This window comes from Limosilactobacillus reuteri subsp. reuteri (assembly GCF_000016825.1).
GTDB lineage: Bacteria > Bacillota > Bacilli > Lactobacillales > Lactobacillaceae > Limosilactobacillus > Limosilactobacillus reuteri.
In genome coordinates this window covers 1,889,560-1,910,345 of the sequence record NC_009513.1, presented here as the reverse complement: position 1 = coordinate 1,910,345, position 20,786 = coordinate 1,889,560, and the positions used below count along the sequence as shown (strand labels likewise).

16 protein-coding genes and 2 pseudogenes are annotated in these 20,786 nt (G+C 36.7%); 10 read left to right on the top strand and 8 right to left on the bottom strand.

All coding sequences use genetic code 11. The annotated features are described in order from the left end of the window. The first annotated feature begins 407 nt into the window (after nucleotides 1-407). Nucleotides 408-1,352 (top strand): LacI family DNA-binding transcriptional regulator, encoded by a 945-nt coding sequence (locus LREU_RS09640; RefSeq protein ID WP_003669344.1) that lies wholly within the window; start codon nucleotides 408-410, stop codon nucleotides 1,350-1,352. 132 nt (nucleotides 1,353-1,484) lie between these two features. On the opposite strand, the gene LREU_RS09635 is transcribed toward LREU_RS09640, so the two are convergent. After that, nucleotides 1,485-1,670, bottom strand: a complete 186-nt coding sequence (locus LREU_RS09635) for an LBP_cg2779 family protein (protein WP_003665077.1) — start codon at nucleotides 1,668-1,670, stop codon at nucleotides 1,485-1,487. 224 nt (nucleotides 1,671-1,894) lie between these two features. Here LREU_RS09635 and LREU_RS09630 point away from each other — a divergent pair, with 224 nt between their 5' ends. From LREU_RS09630 to hisS, 3 genes are all read left to right on the top strand, one after another. After that, complete coding sequence (locus LREU_RS09630) at nucleotides 1,895-2,515, top strand: LVIS_2131 family protein (protein ID WP_011953594.1); 621 nt, start codon at nucleotides 1,895-1,897, stop codon at nucleotides 2,513-2,515. 1 nt (nucleotide 2,516) lies between these two features. Next, nucleotides 2,517-3,713 carry an MDR family MFS transporter gene (locus tag LREU_RS09625; RefSeq protein ID WP_003669342.1) on the top strand — a complete coding sequence of 399 codons (1,197 nt, stop codon included), beginning with the start codon at nucleotides 2,517-2,519 and terminating at the stop codon, nucleotides 3,711-3,713. A gap of 321 nt (nucleotides 3,714-4,034) precedes the next feature. Further along, nucleotides 4,035-5,312 carry a histidine--tRNA ligase gene (gene hisS / locus LREU_RS09620; RefSeq protein ID WP_003669340.1) on the top strand — a complete coding sequence of 426 codons (1,278 nt, stop codon included), beginning with the start codon at nucleotides 4,035-4,037 and terminating at the stop codon, nucleotides 5,310-5,312. 125 nt (nucleotides 5,313-5,437) lie between these two features. On the opposite strand, the gene LREU_RS09615 is transcribed toward hisS, so the two are convergent. The 3 genes and pseudogenes from LREU_RS09615 to LREU_RS09605 form a co-directional block, all read right to left on the bottom strand. Then, entirely contained in the window at nucleotides 5,438-5,932 is a 495-nt protein-coding gene (locus LREU_RS09615) for a winged helix DNA-binding protein (protein ID WP_003669338.1), read from the bottom strand. A gap of 103 nt (nucleotides 5,933-6,035) precedes the next feature. Next, nucleotides 6,036-6,674: an NAD(P)H-hydrate epimerase gene (locus tag LREU_RS09610; protein ID WP_003669336.1), complete on the bottom strand. Its 639-nt coding sequence runs from the start codon at nucleotides 6,672-6,674 to the stop codon at nucleotides 6,036-6,038. A gap of 266 nt (nucleotides 6,675-6,940) precedes the next feature. Beyond that, nucleotides 6,941-8,326 (bottom strand): annotated as a pseudogene (locus LREU_RS09605) (L,D-transpeptidase). A gap of 516 nt (nucleotides 8,327-8,842) precedes the next feature. Here LREU_RS09605 and LREU_RS09600 point away from each other — a divergent pair. Continuing rightward, nucleotides 8,843-9,499, top strand: coding sequence for a L,D-transpeptidase (locus LREU_RS09600; RefSeq protein WP_003669331.1), 657 nt, complete (start codon nucleotides 8,843-8,845; stop codon nucleotides 9,497-9,499). Between the two features lie 198 nt (nucleotides 9,500-9,697). On the opposite strand, the gene LREU_RS09590 is transcribed toward LREU_RS09600, so the two are convergent. Next, nucleotides 9,698-10,279, bottom strand: a complete 582-nt coding sequence (locus LREU_RS09590) for a hypothetical protein (RefSeq protein WP_003669329.1) — start codon at nucleotides 10,277-10,279, stop codon at nucleotides 9,698-9,700. A gap of 70 nt (nucleotides 10,280-10,349) precedes the next feature. On the opposite strand from LREU_RS09590, the gene LREU_RS09585 reads away from it, so the two are divergent. Both LREU_RS09585 and LREU_RS09580 read left to right on the top strand, forming a co-directional pair. Then, a complete protein-coding gene (locus LREU_RS09585; protein WP_003669327.1) occupies nucleotides 10,350-11,561 on the top strand; it encodes a D-alanyl-D-alanine carboxypeptidase family protein in 1,212 nt (403 codons plus the stop codon). A 67-nt stretch (nucleotides 11,562-11,628) separates the two neighbouring features. Continuing rightward, the gene (locus LREU_RS09580) at nucleotides 11,629-12,483 is read left to right on the top strand and encodes an alpha/beta hydrolase (protein WP_003669326.1); all 855 of its coding nucleotides are present in this window, start codon (nucleotides 11,629-11,631) and stop codon (nucleotides 12,481-12,483) included. Nucleotides 12,484-12,646: 163 nt separating this feature from the next. On the opposite strand, the gene LREU_RS09575 is transcribed toward LREU_RS09580, so the two are convergent. The 3 genes from LREU_RS09575 to LREU_RS09565 form a co-directional block, all read right to left on the bottom strand. Beyond that, entirely contained in the window at nucleotides 12,647-13,768 is a 1,122-nt protein-coding gene (locus LREU_RS09575; protein WP_003669325.1) for a glycerol dehydrogenase, read from the bottom strand. A 158-nt stretch (nucleotides 13,769-13,926) separates the two neighbouring features. Beyond that, the gene (locus tag LREU_RS09570; RefSeq protein WP_003669324.1) at nucleotides 13,927-16,056 is read right to left on the bottom strand and encodes an LTA synthase family protein; all 2,130 of its coding nucleotides are present in this window, start codon (nucleotides 16,054-16,056) and stop codon (nucleotides 13,927-13,929) included. Nucleotides 16,057-16,181: 125 nt separating this feature from the next. Next, nucleotides 16,182-16,445, bottom strand: a complete 264-nt coding sequence (locus LREU_RS09565) for a hypothetical protein (protein ID WP_003665058.1) — start codon at nucleotides 16,443-16,445, stop codon at nucleotides 16,182-16,184. Between the two features lie 131 nt (nucleotides 16,446-16,576). On the opposite strand from LREU_RS09565, the gene LREU_RS09560 reads away from it, so the two are divergent. From LREU_RS09560 to LREU_RS09550, 3 genes and pseudogenes are all read left to right on the top strand, one after another. Beyond that, the gene (locus tag LREU_RS09560; RefSeq protein ID WP_003669323.1) at nucleotides 16,577-17,230 is read left to right on the top strand and encodes a histidine phosphatase family protein; all 654 of its coding nucleotides are present in this window, start codon (nucleotides 16,577-16,579) and stop codon (nucleotides 17,228-17,230) included. 168 nt (nucleotides 17,231-17,398) lie between these two features. Further along, on the top strand, nucleotides 17,399-18,952 hold the full coding sequence (locus LREU_RS09555) for a YfcC family protein (protein WP_003669322.1): 1,554 nt from the start codon (nucleotides 17,399-17,401) through the stop codon (nucleotides 18,950-18,952). Nucleotides 18,953-19,366: 414 nt separating this feature from the next. After that, nucleotides 19,367-20,751, top strand: a pseudogene (locus tag LREU_RS09550) (ISLre2-like element ISLre2 family transposase). Nucleotides 20,752-20,786: the final 35 nt, after the last annotated feature.

Genomic DNA, 20,786 nt, shown 5'->3' with positions numbered 1-20,786 from the left:
ATATTTGAAATTCCTAAACATTACTCCTAAAAGTGGCTTATTAATCATTTCATAAATAAAAATAATATCAAAAAGGTCAAAAAAGTTTAAGAAGTTCTAAAGATTCAACTACCTATAAACTAGCATTAATTCTCTTTAGCGTCAATTTAATTTGAAGGTAAAAAAGCAAGTGAAATCCTTTAAAACAGGGGAGAAAATATCATAAAATCAATAATTATCATCTTCACAAAACATGTTTTATCAAATGAAAAATATTTTTGGATAAATGATAAATTAAACATATGTAATAGAACCCATTTGTGGAAAAATAGCGATTAAAATTATATTTAAAGTAACCGTCGATTGTTCAAATATGGTGAGCTATAATAATGGAATAGCTTAAACGAAATTAATCAAGGAGTTTTAGAATGGTTGCTAAGTTAAAAGATGTTGCTCAGTTAGCGGGGGTTTCAGTAACTACTGTTTCAAGAGTAATAAATAATTATGGTTCTTTAAGTCAAAAGACGATTAATAAGGTCCATGCGGCGATGCGAGAGTTGAATTACCAACCAAATGCCTTGGCACGGGCGATGCAGGGGAAACCATCTAAGTTTGTTGGCTTGATTTTTCCTAATTTAATTAATCCATTTTTTGCAGAACTAGCAAATGAGCTTGAACATGAGTTATTTAAAAAGGGTTATAAAACAATTATTGCATCATCGGCACAAAATCCGGAAATAGAGCATGAATACTTAAATATGTTGATGGCAAATCAAGTAGATGGGATTATTTCGGGTTCTCATAATCTGGGAATAGAGGAATATCATCAACTTACTGCTCCCATTGTTTCTTTTGACAGATACCTTGCTGACAATATTCCAATTGTTGCAGCTGATAGTTATCATGGGGGTGAACTAGCAGCGAAGTATTTAGTAGAACATGATGTAAAACACTTAGCGGTAATTGTGGATGAAGATACTTCTGTTTCGCCTACCATCAATCGAATTCAAGGGGCACTTGATTTTTTGAACAAACAAAAACGAGATTTTGAACCTTTAGCTATCCAGCATTTGGATCTTGAGGCTACGTTCCCTGGTAATTATGATGGAGTGCTGGCTTCTAATGACGTTCAAGCATTAACGATTAGCAATCTTTACTACCAGGCAGGAAAGCAAATAAATAAAGACTTTTTTATTACAGGTTATGATGGCTCGCGATTAATTCGGAAAGTAGCGCCTTATCTTCCAACAGTAATCCAACCAATTTCATTGTTGGCACAAGAATTAATTGAGACCTTAATGAAGCGAATAGAAACACCTCATGAAAAGATAGAAACTAAACTTGTTCCGGTTGAATTTTATCAACCAAAATAAGCAGAAAAAGGACCTAGAAGAAAGTGATGTTTTCTTTTAGATCCTTTTTTAGATTAGAGCAGAGAAATATTATTAGTTCTGCTTTAGAAGGTATTAAATTTTGATTTTGCCACAATGGCATGAATGGTTATGTTACTTACTTTGCATGAACCGTTGAAGCAATTCGACTTCCTCTGAAGTTACTGGGGTATTGGATGATTTAATTTCGTGAATTCGTTCAACAGATAAATGACTGCCGAAAGCAACTTCATTATCATTTAAGTCATTTTCGCGCTCAAAATTAATCAATTCTTGAGCAAGCTCACTCAAATTGTCCATGAAAACATTCCTCCTTAGTAGGTATATTATTAAATAATACTAACCTTATCTCTTATTCTAAATCAAGACACAGTTTGTTACCAAAAATTAGTTTAGCACAGTTTGAACTTATCCTTGTAGTTATTTTATTAAATTTATTCGTTTGTTATTAAGATTTAACGACAAGTGGATCAATTTGTGTGATAATCATAGTAAATAATTTAGAGAATGGAGTATTGAAAATTATGAGTTGGAATTGGCTAGGATGGCTATCGTGGATATGTGCAATTGCCTTTTTTTGTTATGTAATCCACTATATCCGTGTTAAACAATTAATGCTGATTGCGAAGACAAAAAAAGTATTTAAATTAAATTTAGTGATCCGTTACGTGATCTTATTAGTTGTCTCGTTATGTTGGCTCGGGGGGATGTCATATCTCACATTTTTCCGTCCAGTTGACATTAATAATCATCAACAAACACAGACTTCAATCACTTATCATCCCCTTCAAATGGGAAATAATTCAGATGACTTCTATTATGTTTTAGCGACCCGGAGTAAAAGCGGCAAGCACCCAATTGTGTCATATACGTACTGGGCTGGAAATGATAAATACACAACAAATTCACGGTATGGATCAGTTGCTGATGGATCGCGGATAGTTACCTTAGATGCGAGCGCTTTGCCATGGGATAAAAAGCAATTAGAAAAAGAGGATGCCAAGACAGGACATGCTTTTGCAGCGGTAATGGATGTAAAGTATAAAAATACTGCTATTAATGGTTTAGGGTTAAAAGCAAATCATAGTGCTGTAACCTATACGCTTTTACGTGTACCTTCCTCTGATATGGTATCTGAACGTTAAAATGGAACAGCAAACAGTAAAATTAAAATGGGTTGCCCTTGCAAGTCTGTTAAACAACACAGGGGCAGCTTTTTTATGGCCGCTTACAACTATGTATCTTCATAATTACCTTGGCCAAACTCTGACGACTGCTGGCTTTGTGATGTTAATAATGTCGATTGCCATGATGATGGGAAATTATTTGGGAGGGTGGTTATTTGACCATTGGAAACAATATCAAACAGCTATTTTAGGAGTTAGCCTCTCAACACTAGCAATATTCTTATTGATCTTTATTCATGATTGGCCATGGTATGCTGTCCTAATTACAATTAACAGCTTTGGTGATGGAATCAATGCCACGATTGTTAATTCTTATGGGACGTTGGTTAGCGATCATTCTTCCCGCTATGTTTTTAATTATATTTATATGGCCTTTAATATTGGGGTTGTGATTGGAACGTTGCTGGTCGGCGTTCTTCTGCCGATTAGTGTAGTGGTAGTTTTTGCTGTAGCAACAATCTTTTATGCCTTGTTAATGTTAGTAGTAGTTTTAACATTTAATGTGGCTGTAGATGCAATTAAAGATAATTCAGAGATACAAGAACACTATCATGATTCCCGCCAATTGCATTCGCGATGGATCATCTTAGTTTGGTTTATCCTCATAAACTATATTACGGTTCATTTAAGCTATTCTTTATGGGAAAGTGTAATGGCAGTTCATATGACAAACATGGGGATTCCATTTTATGCCTATAGTATGTTATGGACATTAAATGGGGTGTTAATTATTATCGGCCAACCACTTGTTAATAAGTTAAGTCCCTATGTTCGTTTATCAACGCAAATTATTGTGGGAATCTTTATTTTTGCCTTATCCTTTCTCTTATTAATTTTTGCTCGGACCCTGACAGCTTTTGTTATTGATTTTGTAATCTTAACAATTGGTGAAATGACTAGTTTTGCTGGCTTGCCTGCTTGGATTGCGCAACTGACTAATGTTGATGAAGCTGGGCATTACCAAGGACTGCTTAATATTATGATGTCGGTTGGACGGGCGATTGGTCCATTGTACGGTGGATTTGTCATTGAAAAAGGAAGTTATCAATTTTTATTTATTTCAGTCTTTTGTCTAATGACCGGTACTCTGATTATTATCTGTCTTTATTTATGGCATTTACACCGAGTTCAGCGACGGCTTAATTTGGATAAATGATACCCAAAATCTGTAAGCTATGGTAAAATCACTAATGTATTATAAAAGCATTGACGTAGAAACAAAGTGCCTGTGTAATTGACAGAGACCCAGTTGAGCTGAGAGCTGGGAGCAGACATGATCCACCTCTACTAGCTGAAAGGATGAATTTTAGTAGTCTGTTCCGGTGATTCCGTTATCATCAGGAGTTAACGCAACTCCATGAGGCAGTGACTGTGAGGTTACTGTAAAATAGAGGTGGAACAGTGATGAATATCGCCCTCTAAGGCTGTTAAAGTCTTAGAGGGCTTTTGTTTTTATACGTAACGAAAGGGGAAACATATGGATTATCAAAAGCCAAAGGGAACCGCAGATATCTTACCAGGAACTACAAGCATTTGGGAAAAAGTAGAACAAAATGCGCGCGAAGTTTTTAACCAGTTTGGATACCGTGGAATTCGAACACCGATGTTTGAAGACTACCATGTTTTTTCACGAAATGTGGGCGATACTTCAGATATTGTTGAAAAAGAAATGTACGATTTTCATGATAAAGGTGATCGGCATATTGCATTGCGTCCTGAGGGAACAGCTGGAGTAGTACGGGCTTATGTAGAAAATAAGCTCTATGGTCCAGAATATCCTAAACCTTATAAAGTTTATTACATGGGGCCAATGTTTCGGTATGAACGGCCACAATCAGGGCGACAACGTGAATTTCACCAAATTGGGGTTGAAGCATTAAACAATGAGTCACCACAAATTGATGTGGAAGTTATTTCGATGGCAATGGCGCTCTTTAAGAAGTTTGGGGTACCAAATGTTAAATTAGTTATTAATACTCTTGGGGATAAGAAGGTTCGTGAAGACTACCGTGAAGCATTAATTAACTACTTGAAGCCTCACTATGATGAATTGAGTAAAGACTCTCAAGAACGTTTATACAAGAATCCATTGCGTGTACTTGATAGTAAAGATGAGGGTGATAAGAAGATTGTTGCAGAAGCTCCATCAATCCTTGATTACCTTGATGAAGAATCACAAGCTTACTTTGACGAAGTGCAGGCTTTATTAAATAAATTAGGAATTGATTTTGAAATTGATACCAATATGGTGCGGGGCCTAGATTACTATAACCATACTATTTTTGAAATTATGTCAGACTCACCAGTATTTGGTGGTGGGTACACGACTGTTTGTGCAGGAGGCCGTTATAATGGGTTGATTAGCCAGCTTGGTGGCCCTGAAGAAGGTGGAATTGGCTTCGGAATGGGTGTTGAACGATTAATGCTCTTACTCCAAGAAGAAAATCCTGCATTTGCTCCTCAAGACCAATTAGACGTCTTCTTTGCTAGTGCAGATCAGCAAGGAGATGAAATGGCATTTGAAGTCCTCAGTAAAATTCGTCAGCAAGGAATTGTGGCTGACAAAGATTACAGCGGGGTAAAAGTTGGTAAGCAGATCAAAGAAGCTTTCCGTCGTAATGCGAAGTACTTTGCAGTGTTTGGTGCTCGTGAAGTTGAAGAAGGAACTTTCCAACTAAAGAATGCTGCTACTAAGGATGCAACAACTATTAAAGTGAGCGATTTTGTAGCAAATCCGGCAGAATATTTGAAATAACTAAATTGAAAGTGAGCGGGAAAGTACTTTCTTAATAAGACTTGTCGCTACTAAAAAGGCAGAAACTAAGAGATCATAGAACGAATTCTCTTAGCCTCTGCCTTTTTTGAATAGGATATTATATTTTAACGGCAAATATTTCCAAGGGCGTTGTAATTTACGTCGCGGTTCGCATAATCCTCAGTTAGCTTATTTACGAGCCGGTCTAATTCTCGTTGTTCATTTTCACTTAATGTGTGGTAAGCAGCTTCAGCAATCTTGTCACGACGCTTTAGCAAATTATCAGCAACTTCAATACCCTCAGTGTTAAGCCGAATTTTATAGTCTTCCTCGTTAATTGGGGTGGTATTTGCCAAATTGTTTGTTACTAATGCCTTGGTAGCATCTTCAAGGTCACTTGGCCGGTAATCGAAGTCGTAAATTAGTTGTTTGCTAGTTAAACCGTCATCATGTTTACGTAAAATCCGGAGAAGACGGTGGAAATTGTGACGATCAGGAAAACCTGGTAAGCAATAATCACCATGACGTTCTTCTTCAATGTGTACTTGGCACTTTAACATTGATTGGTATTTTTCAAAATTTTTAACATCTATAAATAATTTGGTTGTTAACTCTGACATATTATTTACCTCCAAATTAGTTCACTGAAACGTTCGTCACTTATTATAATAATATTAATATTCAGCGATTAATAGTAAAACGGCTCGGTAAATAATATTCCAATCAGTCTACTGCATAGGTTCCCATATCATTTGCAACGACAACATTTCCTGCGTAATCTTTTCCGTCATTCTTGGTTAAGCCGACCTTATTATAGGCAAAAGTTACGGTTGTAGTAGCTCTGACAGCAGTTCCCATTACTTCTCCAGTATCAGTATTAACTCCTGATGGCATATCTACTGCAACGACAACCGCATCAGTGTTATTGATCGCATTAATCGCGTCGGCATAAGCTCCTTTTACTGCACGATCGATTCCGATTCCAAACATGGCATCGACAATTAATGTTGCCTTATTAAGGACAGCGAGATCAGAGGTTTCGGGAATTTGATAATATTGCGCGATTTTTTCTTGTGTTTGGTGTTCAGCAGATGCATGCTGAGGATTACCTATATTGAGGATTGTTACATGGACACCAGCAATATGAAGCAAGCGTGCAATGGCTATTCCATCCCCGCCATTGTTTCCACTGCCAGCTACTACTACCACATCTTTTAGCGCAATCGGAAAAGCATGTAAAATTTCATCGCGAACGGCTAAGGCAGCTCGTTCCATTAACACAAGGGAAGGGATACCGATTGTATTAATGGTGTAAAAATCGTAATGTCGCATTTCTTCTGCAGTAACAATTTTATCAGTCATAATCTAAGCCTCCTAAGGTTAAGATACATTTTTACTGTACCACTATTTTAGAATTATGAGGTGCAAAGGAGAATTTTTTACGTATATATTAATTAAGAGAATAAAAAGTAAGCTAGCTTGCGAGTTTTTCACCACAGTCCGGTTAGGTGTTCTTTTAAAATAATAGGGACTGTGACATAAGTTAAGTTACTTTCATAAAAAGCAAATACGCAGTACAACAATGGCCTCTAACGTCCGGAAACCGAACGCTAGAGCCCCCTAGAGCATTAATAAATAATAACGGGTTCATTTTGTTTTAAATCATGGAAGGCTTGTCCCGCCACGCTTGGTTGCATATTAATACAACCGTGCGAACCATCGCTTAGGTAAGCAGTCTTGGACCAATTGTGCCGCCAACTTGCATCGTGGAAGCCACATCCTGTTAAAGTAAACGGCGACCAATAATTAACTTTACTTGCATAACTTGATCCATCATCGTTTTGTCCACGGAGAACAGAAGGACTTTGTTGGTACATAATATACCAGACTCCCTTTGGCGTTTTGTTACCTTCATTATTAGTTCCACTAACGATATCTGTTTCAAGGACACATTTACCATCTTTGTAGAAATAAGCTCGTTGGTCAGCTAATGAAACCTCAGCATAAGTGTCGCCAATACCATTATTGGATGTAACATTGTAGCCGAGTCCAGCAGTGTTATAGCCTTTTCCTTCAATATCGTGCTCGCCATCAACTTCTTGGCGGCCATCGATAATTGCTTTAGTTAATGAATTGCCAGCTTTTTTCTCACTAATTTTCCAACCATAGGAACCATTAGCTGTAGTGGTAATTTCTGCTCCAGAATGAGTTCTAAATTTAAATGGCTTATCAAGAGTTGCATGTTTCTCATTAATTTTTTTTACTTGTTTATTTAAGGCCGTAGTGTCGAAATGATACTTGCCGTTTTGATAAGTTGCCCGGGTAATAATTTGATTGGTAGTGAGGTTATACTTTTCATTTTGAACGAGGTAAGTAACTTCCTTTCCTTTTAACTTATTTAACTGTTTTTCCTCGATCTTAACGGTTTTGCTATTTGCCGCAATCGGCTATTCCTTATGTAAAGTAATATTAATTTTAGTACTTCCGGCTTGATTATTTAGTTGATTAACAGCGTTTTGTAAATCATATTTATTACCCTTAACTGCAGGAACTACAGAAACTTTCTCATTTTGGTAGACCGCGTAAGCATCAACGGGAGCTTTACGACTTGTGTTGAGTTGATATACCTTGTTAGTTAATTTGTTTTTCGCAATATTAAACGAATCTTGATCAAAGTTATCTGGCTTTATTGATAAGTTTGTTGCTTTATGAGATGGGAAAAATGTAAACTGCTTTTTCAGTGCTTGATTAAATTTTTGTTCATCATTATTGCTAAAGTTAGCCTTCATAGATTTAGTTTGGTAAACTAGCTTATTGTCAACATATACCTTGGTGGCTCCTGAGGTCCCCTTTACCTTCTCAAAAGCTTGCTTGGCTGTTAGTCCCCCAACGGCAACATTATTGATGGTTACGTTTTTGTTGAAATGATTTTTCTGGTGAACAGTCATCCCCGCAATCATTATAATTAATAATGCTCCTATTCCTGCTATCCAGTATTTAATATATGAATGCATTGTACCTTCCTCAAATCGAAAATAAATAATTACGTTCCTATCTTAGCACGGAAAATTGATAACTCAATAAAGAATTTATAAAGTTACCGTGTCCTTAAATAGCGATCAATGCCATCTAAAAGAAACTTAAAAAACAAACAAATATTTAATAGCAGAAATACTTTGAAAAAGATCCGCCAACTAATTATTTTTAATGAAAAGTGAAAAAGATCATAAATAATAACTAAAAGAATAAAAAGGATGTTGGCTCTTAAAATATCCTTTGACCATTTATGGTTGATGATATACGACCAGATATTTGATATGAATGAAAAAAATGATGTCATAGTAGAATCCTCACGATTATTACGCAAGATTTGCATAAATGATAGCAACAATAAAGAAAAAGATAGCAGTTAAGTATGAAACTTTAAGATTATCTCGCATTTTGTACACCTTTTTTAAAGTATATTGAATAAAAAATTCCCTATAATTATAATAGTGATGTTTTGAATTATCTGTAAAGGAGAAATTAATTTGAACTTACGAGTAAAGCATTGGATTTATGGAATATTTTGCTTATTAGTAGCAATAATTGCAATTGGTCCAGAATTACATGCTGCTTCAAATGCACATCCCAAAAAAGCAGTAGTTGAATCGCAAGTAAAAGAAAAGCCAACACAAGAAAAGGAAATCGATAACAGCGAAAGTCACATGAGAACCCCAATTGATTGGCATAAGTCCTCGGAAACAGTTCCGTATCCAGATTTGAATAAGGTGAAGGACTTTTGGATTAAAGTTGACTTAAAGAATAATCGGACATATTTGTATGATGGTTCAAAAGTCATTTACACAATGTATAGCACAGGTGGAATTTATAAAAAAGATCCTAAAACTGGTAAGCTGAAAAGTGTGACCCCGACAGGAACATTTTATGCTCAACAAGAGCGAGGAGATAGCTTCTTCAATCAATCGTTGAAAGAGGGAGCTAATTACTACGTTTCTTGGAAGAATCATGGAGAATACTTGTTCCATAGTGTTCCGACTAAAGCAGACGGAAAATATAATGAACAAGAAGCTGCTAAACTTGGAAAAACACAGGGTTCTCACGGGTGTATTCGGCTTTCAGTGCCAGACGCACAATGGATGGAAAAGAATTTGCCAGTCGGTACTAAGATTGAGATTGTCGGCTAATTTTGTAGCGCTAAAATTTTAAAGATAATCAAGAACAGATCGATTATTAGAAAGAAAAAAATTATTTGCGTGATTGAAATTTTGATTAATGGGATGAAGTATGTAAGAAGATTATAAAAGATAATTATTATTAGTAAAATAAGATTACTTCCAAATAAGTGATTAAAAAAACGTCCATGTTTTAATCGTGAAATCATATTAATAGTCCTCCTTAACTATTAAGGGTGTATTTTCAGGCAAAGTTTGAAGCCATTTAGCATCGGGGGTTGACACTTGGATAGTGTTTTCGATCTTGGGTGCTTTTCGTAGATTGCGTGGGACCTGATGATTATTCATATCTGTAACGGGGGTTTCAATGTAGTTCCCATCATTAATGCCTAACCAGTTCTTAGCGATGGCTTGCTGGGAACCATTAATGTGATAAATTTGCTGTCCCCGAGCATGAAGTAAGCGAAAAGAATTTTTTTGTGCTGGTAAATTAATTTGTGCGTGGATGATGTAAATAACTTGTCGCTTATTTGAGTTGATAACTAGAATTCTTTTTGCTTGTTTGACGGCGACCAATTCAATAGGAGCGTTATCGATCTTAGGGTATGCCCAATTTTCCGAGGAACGGTGGATGTTAGGGGCGCGAAGTCGATTTTGGTTAAGAATTTGGCTTGTTTTGCTAGCTTGGGGAATAGATCTAGCAGCATTATATGTATAAAGATTAAAAATTAGAACAAAAATAAGGAATAGGCCAGTTGAGATGAAAAGCAGAGATTTAAGTTCTTTATTCATAATGAATTCCTTTATTATTTATTATTAAGTTTATCTTACCGTACTTGGAGAAAATAGGAGAATAGATTTTATGAAAAAATTGACAGTTTTTATTTTATCTCTATTCATGATGCTAATGGTAGGAAGTCAATCGGTATTAGCAAATAATCGAATTGATGCTTCTGCAGCGATCATGGCTGATGCTTCAACGGGGCAAATTATCTATAAGCAAAATGTAGATAAGGCTCTTCCGGTGGCTTCAATTACAAAATTATTAACTATTTTGGTAATAGAAGATGAAATCCAACAGAAGCAGCTTTCGTGGGATACTCAAGTAAAAATAACTCCTGAAATTGCGGCTATTTCTAATGATGCTGCTTATTCTTCAATCGGCCTAAAATCTGGTCAATCTTATTCAGTTCGGACATTAATCAATGCAGCCCTTGTAAAGTCAGCTGATGGAGCTACCGTGGCACTTGCGACCGCTACCGGGGATGGAACCGATGAATTTAATCTTAAAATGATGCAAAAAGCAAAAAAAATTGGAATGACTAAGACCAACATTGTTAATTCAGTTGGATTAGATAATGGAGATATGAAAAGTTTTAAGTTAGCTGATCTTCCTAATAATGCTGCTAATACAATGAGTGCACGTGATGTTGCCATTTTATCGCAATACTTTGTGACACATTATCCTGAACTTTTGCAAATTACAGCACAAAAAGAAGTAAAATTTCAAATAGCGAAAGATCAAGTTAAGACTGAAAAAAATCTTAATAAGATGTTACCGGGAGAGCAGTACGCTGTAAAAGGAGTAACGATTGATGGTTTGAAGACGGGGACTTCTGACAGTGCGGGAGCTTGTTTTGCAAGTACAGGTAAGTATCAAGGACATCGCATTATTACTGTTATCTTACATTCAAAAGGAAGCAATAAAGACAACCGATTTAAGGCTACTCAGAATTTATATAAGATCCTTAAAACAGAGGACCATTTACAAAAAATAAAAGTTCCATCATCAGTAACAACACGTAAAGTAGCTAATGGTGTTGAAAAAACAATGAAACTCACGCCACAACAAGTAACTATTTGGAGTCCGTATGATACAAAAACGGACTATACAATTGGAACACAATATAAAAAGAAAAAATTAGAAGCACCTATTTGGAAAGGTGAACGTGTCGGCAGTTTAAGGATAACGAGTGATCAGTTAGAAACGCTTAATGGGGAACCATTAACTTACTCTCTATATAGTGCTAATGATGTTCGTCGTGGAAACTTTTGGCAACGTCTCCTGCATTAAAATAAGTTTTGACTGCATTATTGTTCTTAGGCTTATAATCTAAGTAAACAAAAAAGCGGGTGAAATTATGAAAAAAAGCCATATTGGGATTGGTATAGTGATAGTAATTGTTATCCTGGCAATAATTGGTGGGGCAGTTTGGCGTCAGCAAAAACATAGTAAGTATGTGCAATCAACAACGCCAACGTTATTTTTCCATGGTGGAGGCAGTAGTTATCATGCAGAAGAACACATGGTAAATGCTGCTAAAAAAGCTGGGGTAACGAGCACAGTCTTGCGAGCTGATGTTGCTAATAACGGAAAAGTTACTCTTCATGGTTCAATGCATAAAGGGGCCATCAATCCAATTGTTGAGGTGAATTATGATAACAATAGGCAGTTGGATTTTAATAAGCATGGCGAATATGCGACAAATGTTGTAAAGGCATTACAGAAACGCTATCGCATAACTAAGATTAATATGGTTGGTCATTCCCTGGGAAATATTTCGATTATTTACTATATGTTGCAAAACGGTAAAAATCAGAATATGCCTCAATTACAAAAACAGGTTGATATTGCAGGTCATTTTGCGGGATTGAATTTTAAACAGGTACCTGCTGCTATTCAGCAACCAGTTGGAATGAAATTAAATAAAGACGGAAAGCCAAATGAAATGAACGCCACATATCGTCAAATGACAGAGGTCCGGCAAACTTATCCCAAAGGTCAAGTAGCGGTTCTTAATATTATTGGTGATGTTGGTAATCATTCAGACGGTACTGTTGATAATGCTTCATCATTGTCACTTAAATATTTAGTAGCTGCTCGGGCAAAGTCATACCGTGTTCTAAAAATAACAGGAAAAGATGCTCAACATTCGAAACTTCATAATAATGCTCAAGTTGATAAGGCATTAATTAATTTCTTATGGGGTAAATAACAAAAGGGAGCGAGACAGAAGTCACTTGTGACTTCGTTTTCGAGCCCCCGCAAACAACAATAGGCCTTCAGTGTTCGGCTTTACCGGACACTGAAGGCCATTGTTGTACTGCGCTGTTCGTTTTTTATGGAAGTGACCTAACTTATGTCACAGCTCCCTTTTATTACATACGACTATGGTGACAACGATGATTAGTTAAATATTGTTTAGTATATGCATCAACTGCTCGTAATGCTTGAGCAACGTCATCTGGAGTTACCTTAAATGGCAAACGATCCATGGTATCTTGTTCTGAACAAGCGGCTTTTCCAGCATTGAGCAGTTCTTCATCGGTGACATTTTCTAAATGTAGATCAGCAAGAGTAGTTGGTAGGCCTAAAGAAAGAATAAATTGGAAGTACTTGTTATAGCGTTCCTGGTCAGCGCCTTCCAACATTAATTGTGTTAAGGTACCGTATGCGACCTTTTCACCGTGTGTTAAATCATGAGTCTCTTCTAAAATTGTTAAGCCATCATGAATAGCGTGGGCACCAGATAGACCACCACTTTCAAAACCGAGACCGCTCATTAGTGTATTTGCTTCAACAATATTAGAAAATGCTGGTGTAACGACATGGGTTTCTGCATCAGCTACAGCTAGGTGCGAGTAATTAAATAATGTCTCTTCACATTTCTGGGCGATTGCATTTCCAACAAGGGTTTGTTTTTCACCAAGCATTGTATCACTATGAGCTTGAGCAACTGCTTGTGCCTCAACATTGGTAGCTAAAGCATCAGCAATTCCAGAAATAAGCATCCGAACGGGACCATTAGCGATAACTTGAGTATCAACTAAAACCAGATTAGGGTTTTGGTTGTAGAAACGATAATGATCGAAGCCACCGTCATCAGTGTAGATTACTGAAAGACGAGAACAAGGTGCATCATTTGAAGCCAATGTTGGCATAATTACAACTGGTAGATGGAGATTGTCGGCAATTGCTTTGGCGGTATCAACTGTTTTACCACCACCAAGACCATAAACGACAGTTACATTATTTTCTTTACCAATTTCTGTAACCCGGTTTACTTCGTTAGTGGATGATTCACCATTAAATTGAACACGGGTGACATCATAACCACTTTCTTGAAGATACTGTTCAAAACGCTTACCTACAATTTTATAGACTGTTTCGCCAGCCAATAATAACGGTTTTGTGCCAAAGTTTTTAAGATACTTATCACTTTCAAAAAGGACACCTTTTCCTTGGATGTAAGACGATGGTGAGCCAAATTCTTCAACCATAAAAATCCCTCCATTATTCTTTGTGTATAAGTTAACAATATCACTTTTGCTACTGGAGGAAAAGTTTAGTTGATTGAAATTAGCTTAAACTTAAAAAATAGAGCCTAGGCAGAACACAGTGCTCTGCTAGACCCTACTATACTTATTTTGTACCCTTACTACTTATTATTCGCATCTGGATTAGTAATCTTAATACGGTTGGAATCAGTGGAAGAGTGGTTTTGCTCAGGGGCGTCAGTGCTGTAGTCATCTACAGTTGAACGGTCACCATTTTCTGAGTAAATACTTGTTGATTTAATTCCCTTCTTCTTTTCAATTCGCTGTGCTCGTTTTAGACCATTTGAATAATTGTAATCAGCTGGGTTAACGTTTTTAAACCCTTTTGGATGGTAGAACCGCAAGAGATTCTTTTCGTTTAACGAATCAGAAAGAGTCAATTCCTCATTTACAAACTCTTGATCTTTCTTTAACTTCTCTTGTTGCTTCTTGGTAAGTTTAGCTTCTTTACCAGTCTTATTACTGTAGATTGTTCCGCCCACACTAGTATAAGTTGGGGTAACAAAATCTCGATTACGGAAGGCAACTACTTGATTATGCTTGCTAGAGAAGAGATCAGTTCCAAACTGAATGTAGCGTTTGCTGCTAATTCCTAACAAGTGAAGGAGGGTTGGAAGAACATCCACTTCTCCACCATAGGTATGGTAAACCTTTCCATGCCCCGTACCAGGGATGACAAACATTAGTGGTACACGTTGAAGCTGAGCATTATCAAAGTCAGTCCAATCATCTGCACTCTTTCCAAGAACACTTGCTAAGGAAGTATTTTCGCTGTTTGAAATCCCATAATGATCACCATAAATCATAATAATTGATTTCTTATCAAGTCCAGTCTTTTGAAGATAATTAAAGAATTCTTGGATTGATTGATCAAGATAATGGGCTGTTACAAAGTAATTATCAACGTTACTATCCCCAGTATTAGTTGTTTGGAAGTTAGGATCCTTATCTTCGTCATCAAGCGTGTAAGGGAAGTGGTTAGTAACAGTGATATATTTAGCATAGAATGGCTGCTGTAAACTTTGGAGATACTTGATTGAGTTTTTGAATAATAACTTATCTTTAAGTCCATATCCGGTAGCCTTGTCTCCAGAAGTATCGTAATAACTAGCATCAAAGAAGTATTGGTAACCTAAATTCTTGTATACATTATTGCGGTTCCAGAAACTAGCGACATTTCCGTGGAAAACAGCGCTCGTGTAACCGGCACGTTGATTAAGAATAGCTGGAGCGCCTTGGAAAGTGTTGTCGCTTCCTAACGTGGCAAATAATGATCCTTGTGGCAATCCAAATGTACTAGTCTCTAAGAGGTTTTCTGCATCGCTGGTTTTACCTTGACCGACTTGGTGGAAGAAATTATCAAACGAGTAGGTATCCTTGCCGTTATAAAGTGAGTTAAGGAATGGGGTAACTTCTTGACCGTTGATCTTCTTGTTAATTAAAAATTGTTGGAAACTTTCAAGGTGGATGATAATCACGTTACGGCCCTTGGCGATTCCATACATTTGGGGATTAGCCGGAGCGTAGTGCTTATCGGTGAATTTTTTAACTTTTAGTAGTTCAGGTTTAGTAGCACTTTGTCGCATATTATTAATATGTTGTGATTTTACTAAATCATAACCAGTGAAAGTATCAATACCAAGATATTTTACAATGTAAGAACGATCGAATGTCCGGCTGAGCAATTGAGGGCGGCTCATTTCCGCAAAAGACAAATTAACCCCAAATAAGACAAGACCAACGGAGCTAAATGCGAATGCTAACCGTGTTCCAATTGCTCGTGGATCAAATTTGATAACTTTACAGAGCATTAAAATAAGAATTACGACGATATCTAACCAGTAAAAGACATCATGGAAGTTAGTGAGGGCAAGTGAACTACCACTTAAACCTTGATTAACTTTTGAATAACCAGTCATCGTAGCAATTGTCATAAAATCGGTAAATTCACGATAATAGATGACATTTAAATAGAGTAATAATGTGTTCGCAATGTCTAAGCCCATAATAACCGGGTAGAAGAACCGCGAACGCTTAAAGTAGAATGCTAAACTGTAAATAAAAAAGGTAGTCGCTAACGGGTTAAAAATTAAGATAAGGTATTGAAAAATTCCCGTAACGCCAAGCTTAAAGTCAGTAAAGTAAGCAAACAGGGTCTTTAACCAAAAAAGGATAACTAGGAGGGTGAAAAAACCAATCCTAGTATCCACAAATTTGCTTAATTTTTTCATTAGGAATGTTCCTCGCAATCAATATGGTTTGTTCTATATTATCGAAGTGCAATTTCGACAAATCAAGAATTATTTTATCATAGATTACTATAAAACATTCTTTTTATGGAAATCATTGAAGAAACTTAATTCTTTGCTGGGACCAAGGCAGGAGCAGAAAGCCAGTCGTAACTAAATAATTTTTTTAGCTTTTTATTTACTGGAATCCATATCCCTGCTTTCAAGATATCAACCAATGATGCCCGTAAAGTTTTGTCTTCCCGATACTGTTTAGTTAATGGAATCTTGAGTAAGTGGCCTTCTTCAGTAATTACGGTAACATTTTTCGGAGTAACATTAATAATCTTAGCAGCAACAATATTTGGTTGACTAGTGTCTCTAAGCTTCATAATAATTCCTTCCTTCTATATTTTTTAGTCTACGTGGAGAATATGAAGAATATGTGTTTAAAGCTCAAAGTTAATACTTAAATAGTTTTAAGGACTTGTAAGCGGTACAATAAAATTATGGAGGGATTGTTATGACTAAATTGAATATTTATCTTGTTCGCCATGGACAGACTTTCTTTAATATTTACAATAAATTGCAAGGGTGGAGTAATTCTCCACTAACTATGAAGGGGAAAGAAGATGCAAAGGTAGCTGGTGAGAAGTTGCAAAATATTCACTTTGATGGTGCCTTTTGTAGTGACCTTTCCCGAGCCATGGAAACAGCACAAGTGATTTTAAATCTTAATAACGCTAATTCTGTAGCTCATCCAGTCACCGCGCCTTATTTTCGGGAAGAGTTTTATGGATCATATGAAGGAACGAATATGGACCTTGCTTGGTACAACGCGGGTGCCCCTCATGGCTTTAAGAACTTCCGTGAAATTGTAACCGCATATTCCATCGGTCAAGCCAAAGACTGGTTAAAGGATGCTGATCCATTTCATGATGCCGAAAATAATGAAGAGTATTGGCAACGAATGGATAAAGGCATTGAATTAATTAGAAATGCTGATTTACCTGACGACGCAAATGTTTTATGGGTAAGTCATGGGAATACTGTTTTAAGCTTAGTCGAACGTTTTGGTCATGGAAAGTATGATGTGACTGAGCGTCCAGCAAATGGAAGTCTGACGCGTGCAACGCTGACTGATAATGATATGAAAATTGTTGAATATAATAAGTAGCCTAAGTAATAAAGGTGAAGATACTAAAAAGCAGGTAAATCTAATGGGTTTAACCTGCTTTTTAAATAATAAATATGCATTTGTTGAATTAATCTGACTTATTACGAAGTTTGTTGAAAACGCTTGCTAAAATTAATAGAAGGGAGAAAGAAGACTTAAGGAGTGAGAATGATGGGAGAAGCAACAGCAGGGAAAAAGCATCGGTTTAAGTTAAAAATGCCAGGTGCATTTACAATTTTATTCTTTCTGACAGTGATCGCAGTAATGCTTACTTGGATTGTTCCAGCGGGAAGTTATTCTAAGCTAGCATATGTTAATAATCATCTCCAAGTAACGCAACCAACTGGAGAAAAAGTTAGTTATCCTGCGACACAGGCAACATTAGATAAATTGCACATTCAAATTGATGTCGACCAGTTTAAATCAGGAGCAATTAATAAGCCAATTTCAGTACCAGGAACTTATAAACGGCTTGCACAGCATCCGGCTTCGGTCAGCGATATTTTCTCTAGTATGGTTGATGGTACAATTGAATCAGTTGATATTATGATTTTTATCTTAGTTTTAGGTGGTTTGATTGGTGTTGTTAAAGCAAGTGGAGCTTTTGAATCTGGACTAGCAGCATTATCTACCAAGACTAAGGGAAAAGAATTTATTTTGGTATTCCTCGTGACAGTTTTACTAGCACTTGGTGGAACGCTATGTGGGATTGAAGAAGAAGCGGTTGCCTTTTACCCAATTTTAGCCCCAGTTTTTATTGCGATGGGGTATGATTCAATTGTTTGTGTTGGGGCCATTTTCTTGGCAAGTTCACTTGGAACAACCTTTTCAGTCATTAATCCGTTTTCGGTTGTTATTGCGTCAAATGCTGCTGGGACAACTTTTACGCAAGGAATGGCAGGACGGATTTTTGGCTTGGTAATTGCAGTTACTTGTTTATTATTTTATCTGCATTGGTATGCACGCAAAGTACAACAGAACCCACAGTTTTCCTATTCATATGATGATCGGGATAAATTTGATCAAATGTGGGGAATGGCTACTAGCGAAGAAAAAGATCAGCGGTTTACTTTAAAAAAGAAAATTATTTTAATTTTATTTGCTTGTGCTTTCCCAATTATGATTTGGGGAGTAATGGCCAAAGGATGGGCCTTTCCTAACATGGCATCAGCTTTCTTAACAATTGCTATTATTATTATATTTTTAACTTGTTTCGGGCGCCAAGACGGTTTAGGCGAATATAAGACCACAACGGCTTTTTCTGATGGAGCAGCTAGTTTAGTCGGTGTGTCATTAATTATTGGTTTGGCACGGGGAATTAATAAAGTGCTTAATGACGGCTATATTTCTGATACAATTCTCTATGCTTCTTCAAAAATGGTTGCACATATGAACGGATCATTTTTCATTATTGTGATGATGTTGGTATTCTTTGTCTTAGGCTTTATTGTTCCATCATCATCTGGTTTAGCAGTGCTAGCAATGCCAATTTTAGCGCCACTAGCTGATACGGTTCACATTCCACGGTATACAGTTGTTACTGCATATCAATTTGGTCAATATGCAATGTTATTCTTAGCACCGACTGGATTAGTAATGGCAACTTTGCAAATGCTTGATATGCGATATTCCCATTGGCTGCGGTTCGTGTGGCCGGTAGTTGTCTTTGTTTTAATCTTTGGTGGTGGATTGTTGGTAACAGAAGTATTAATTGCAGGATAATAAGATAGTGAAAAGCTTTGGTATTTATTAGTTACCAAAGACTTTTATGTTGTTTAGATTGTTATGATAAAAGTAGTAAATAAAAAGATTCCTAAAGCTATTTAGGAAGGAAAATCCGAACTATAATTTCGTGAAATATGAAAATTATAGTTCGGATTTTTATATTTAAAACAGAGAACTAATAGTTAATTCCCCACTTTCTATTGTAAGGGTGGTTATATGATTAGAAATCCATGCATCCCAATTCTCTAAAATGTAAGGGCAACCATGTTAGTGTAAGATTTTCATAGGTTGGATGAATAATTCATCTGGTCGTGGAAATCTTTTTTGTAGACCAATTTACTTATTTACAAAAAAAGAAAAGACCAGTAGCCTTTAGTGTGTCGAATACTAAGCAAAGGCAGGTCTTTCCTCATGGATATTTTAACAGAAATCGAGCAGAATTTGGTGAAATCAGGCAGTTTATTTGAAGCTGAACAGATTATTTTAAAAGGGGTATTGGAGTTAGGACAAGTAATCATGCAAAACTTTTTGGAAAGCTTAGATCAAAGCTTAAAGTCCCAAGCTCCAGCGAACTATCAAGTAATCAATAAACAGCCACGGACGCTTAATTTTATCTTTGGCCCGGTGACTTTTCAACGACGGTATTATCAGGCTGGGACAAAGAAACGTGAATTTTACTTAGACCAACAATTAAAAATTAAACCACGTCGTCGTTTATCGCCACACTACTTAATGATGATGGCTAAGATTGTCCAAACAACTACAATGCGCAATACTGCCGACATTTTGAACCTTGTATTTGACAGCGGAATTACTGCCGATTCGGTAATGCACGCCGTGCATGAGTTAGGAAATCAGGTAGCTAAACAAACTCAAGCAAAAGAACACCAAGCTACCCCTCGCCATATGCCTAAAAATTTAACTATTGAGGGTGATGCCTTTATGATTAAAGGTAAAAAAGAAGCAGGTCAGCTGACTCTTGTGCACCATTATCGGGTTTATGAGCGAGTAGCTAATCAAATCATTAATCGGCATGACTTTCTCAGTGTTGGGCACCAAGGACGGCTTGAAGCACGACTAAGTGATTATTTAGACCGCCATTATAAGCTTGCCGGTCAAACGATCTTTTTGGCCAGTGACGCTGGCCCAGGTTACGAACCAGCTAAGCTATTAAGTCTAGTTCCTCAAGGTGCACATGGTGAATACTTTCTCGACCGCTATCATTGTTTACAGAAAATTGAACATACTTTAGGGCGGCACAACGAATTAGCCATGCGAGCAATTAAAGCCGTTCGTCATCATGATCAAGCAGAGCTAACAATAATTTTAGATACTTATGAGAATCACAAAACCTAACGGAAAAACAAGCAGACGACCTAATGCGTTTAAGAAAGTATCTACAGCGAAATTGGCGGTATATCCTCTCACCACAAATGCGTGGATTTAAGGATATTCATTTAATTGGTTCAGTCGAAAGTTCTCACCGGGCTTTTACTTACCGGATGAAGAAACAGGGCAAGTCATGGACTAAGCAGGGGGCTAAAGCCATGATTGGTTTAATTGAAGCCCGAATGAATGGTGAACTGCAAGCTAGTTTAAATACAATCCTAGAACAATTAACAGTTCTTCCTCGAGTGGCTCAAACCAGCCTATTACAGGAAATGCATATTCGAACTGGAGAGTTTCTAAGAAAGGCACCGACAAAGCCGTCAATTGGAGCAGTACAAGGAATAATTCCGATTAACACGGCCACAAGTAGACCAATGGGACAACTTTTTAAGGCACTAACCCACTAAAACTGTATATTTAAAGGCTACCTATGAAAACTTGA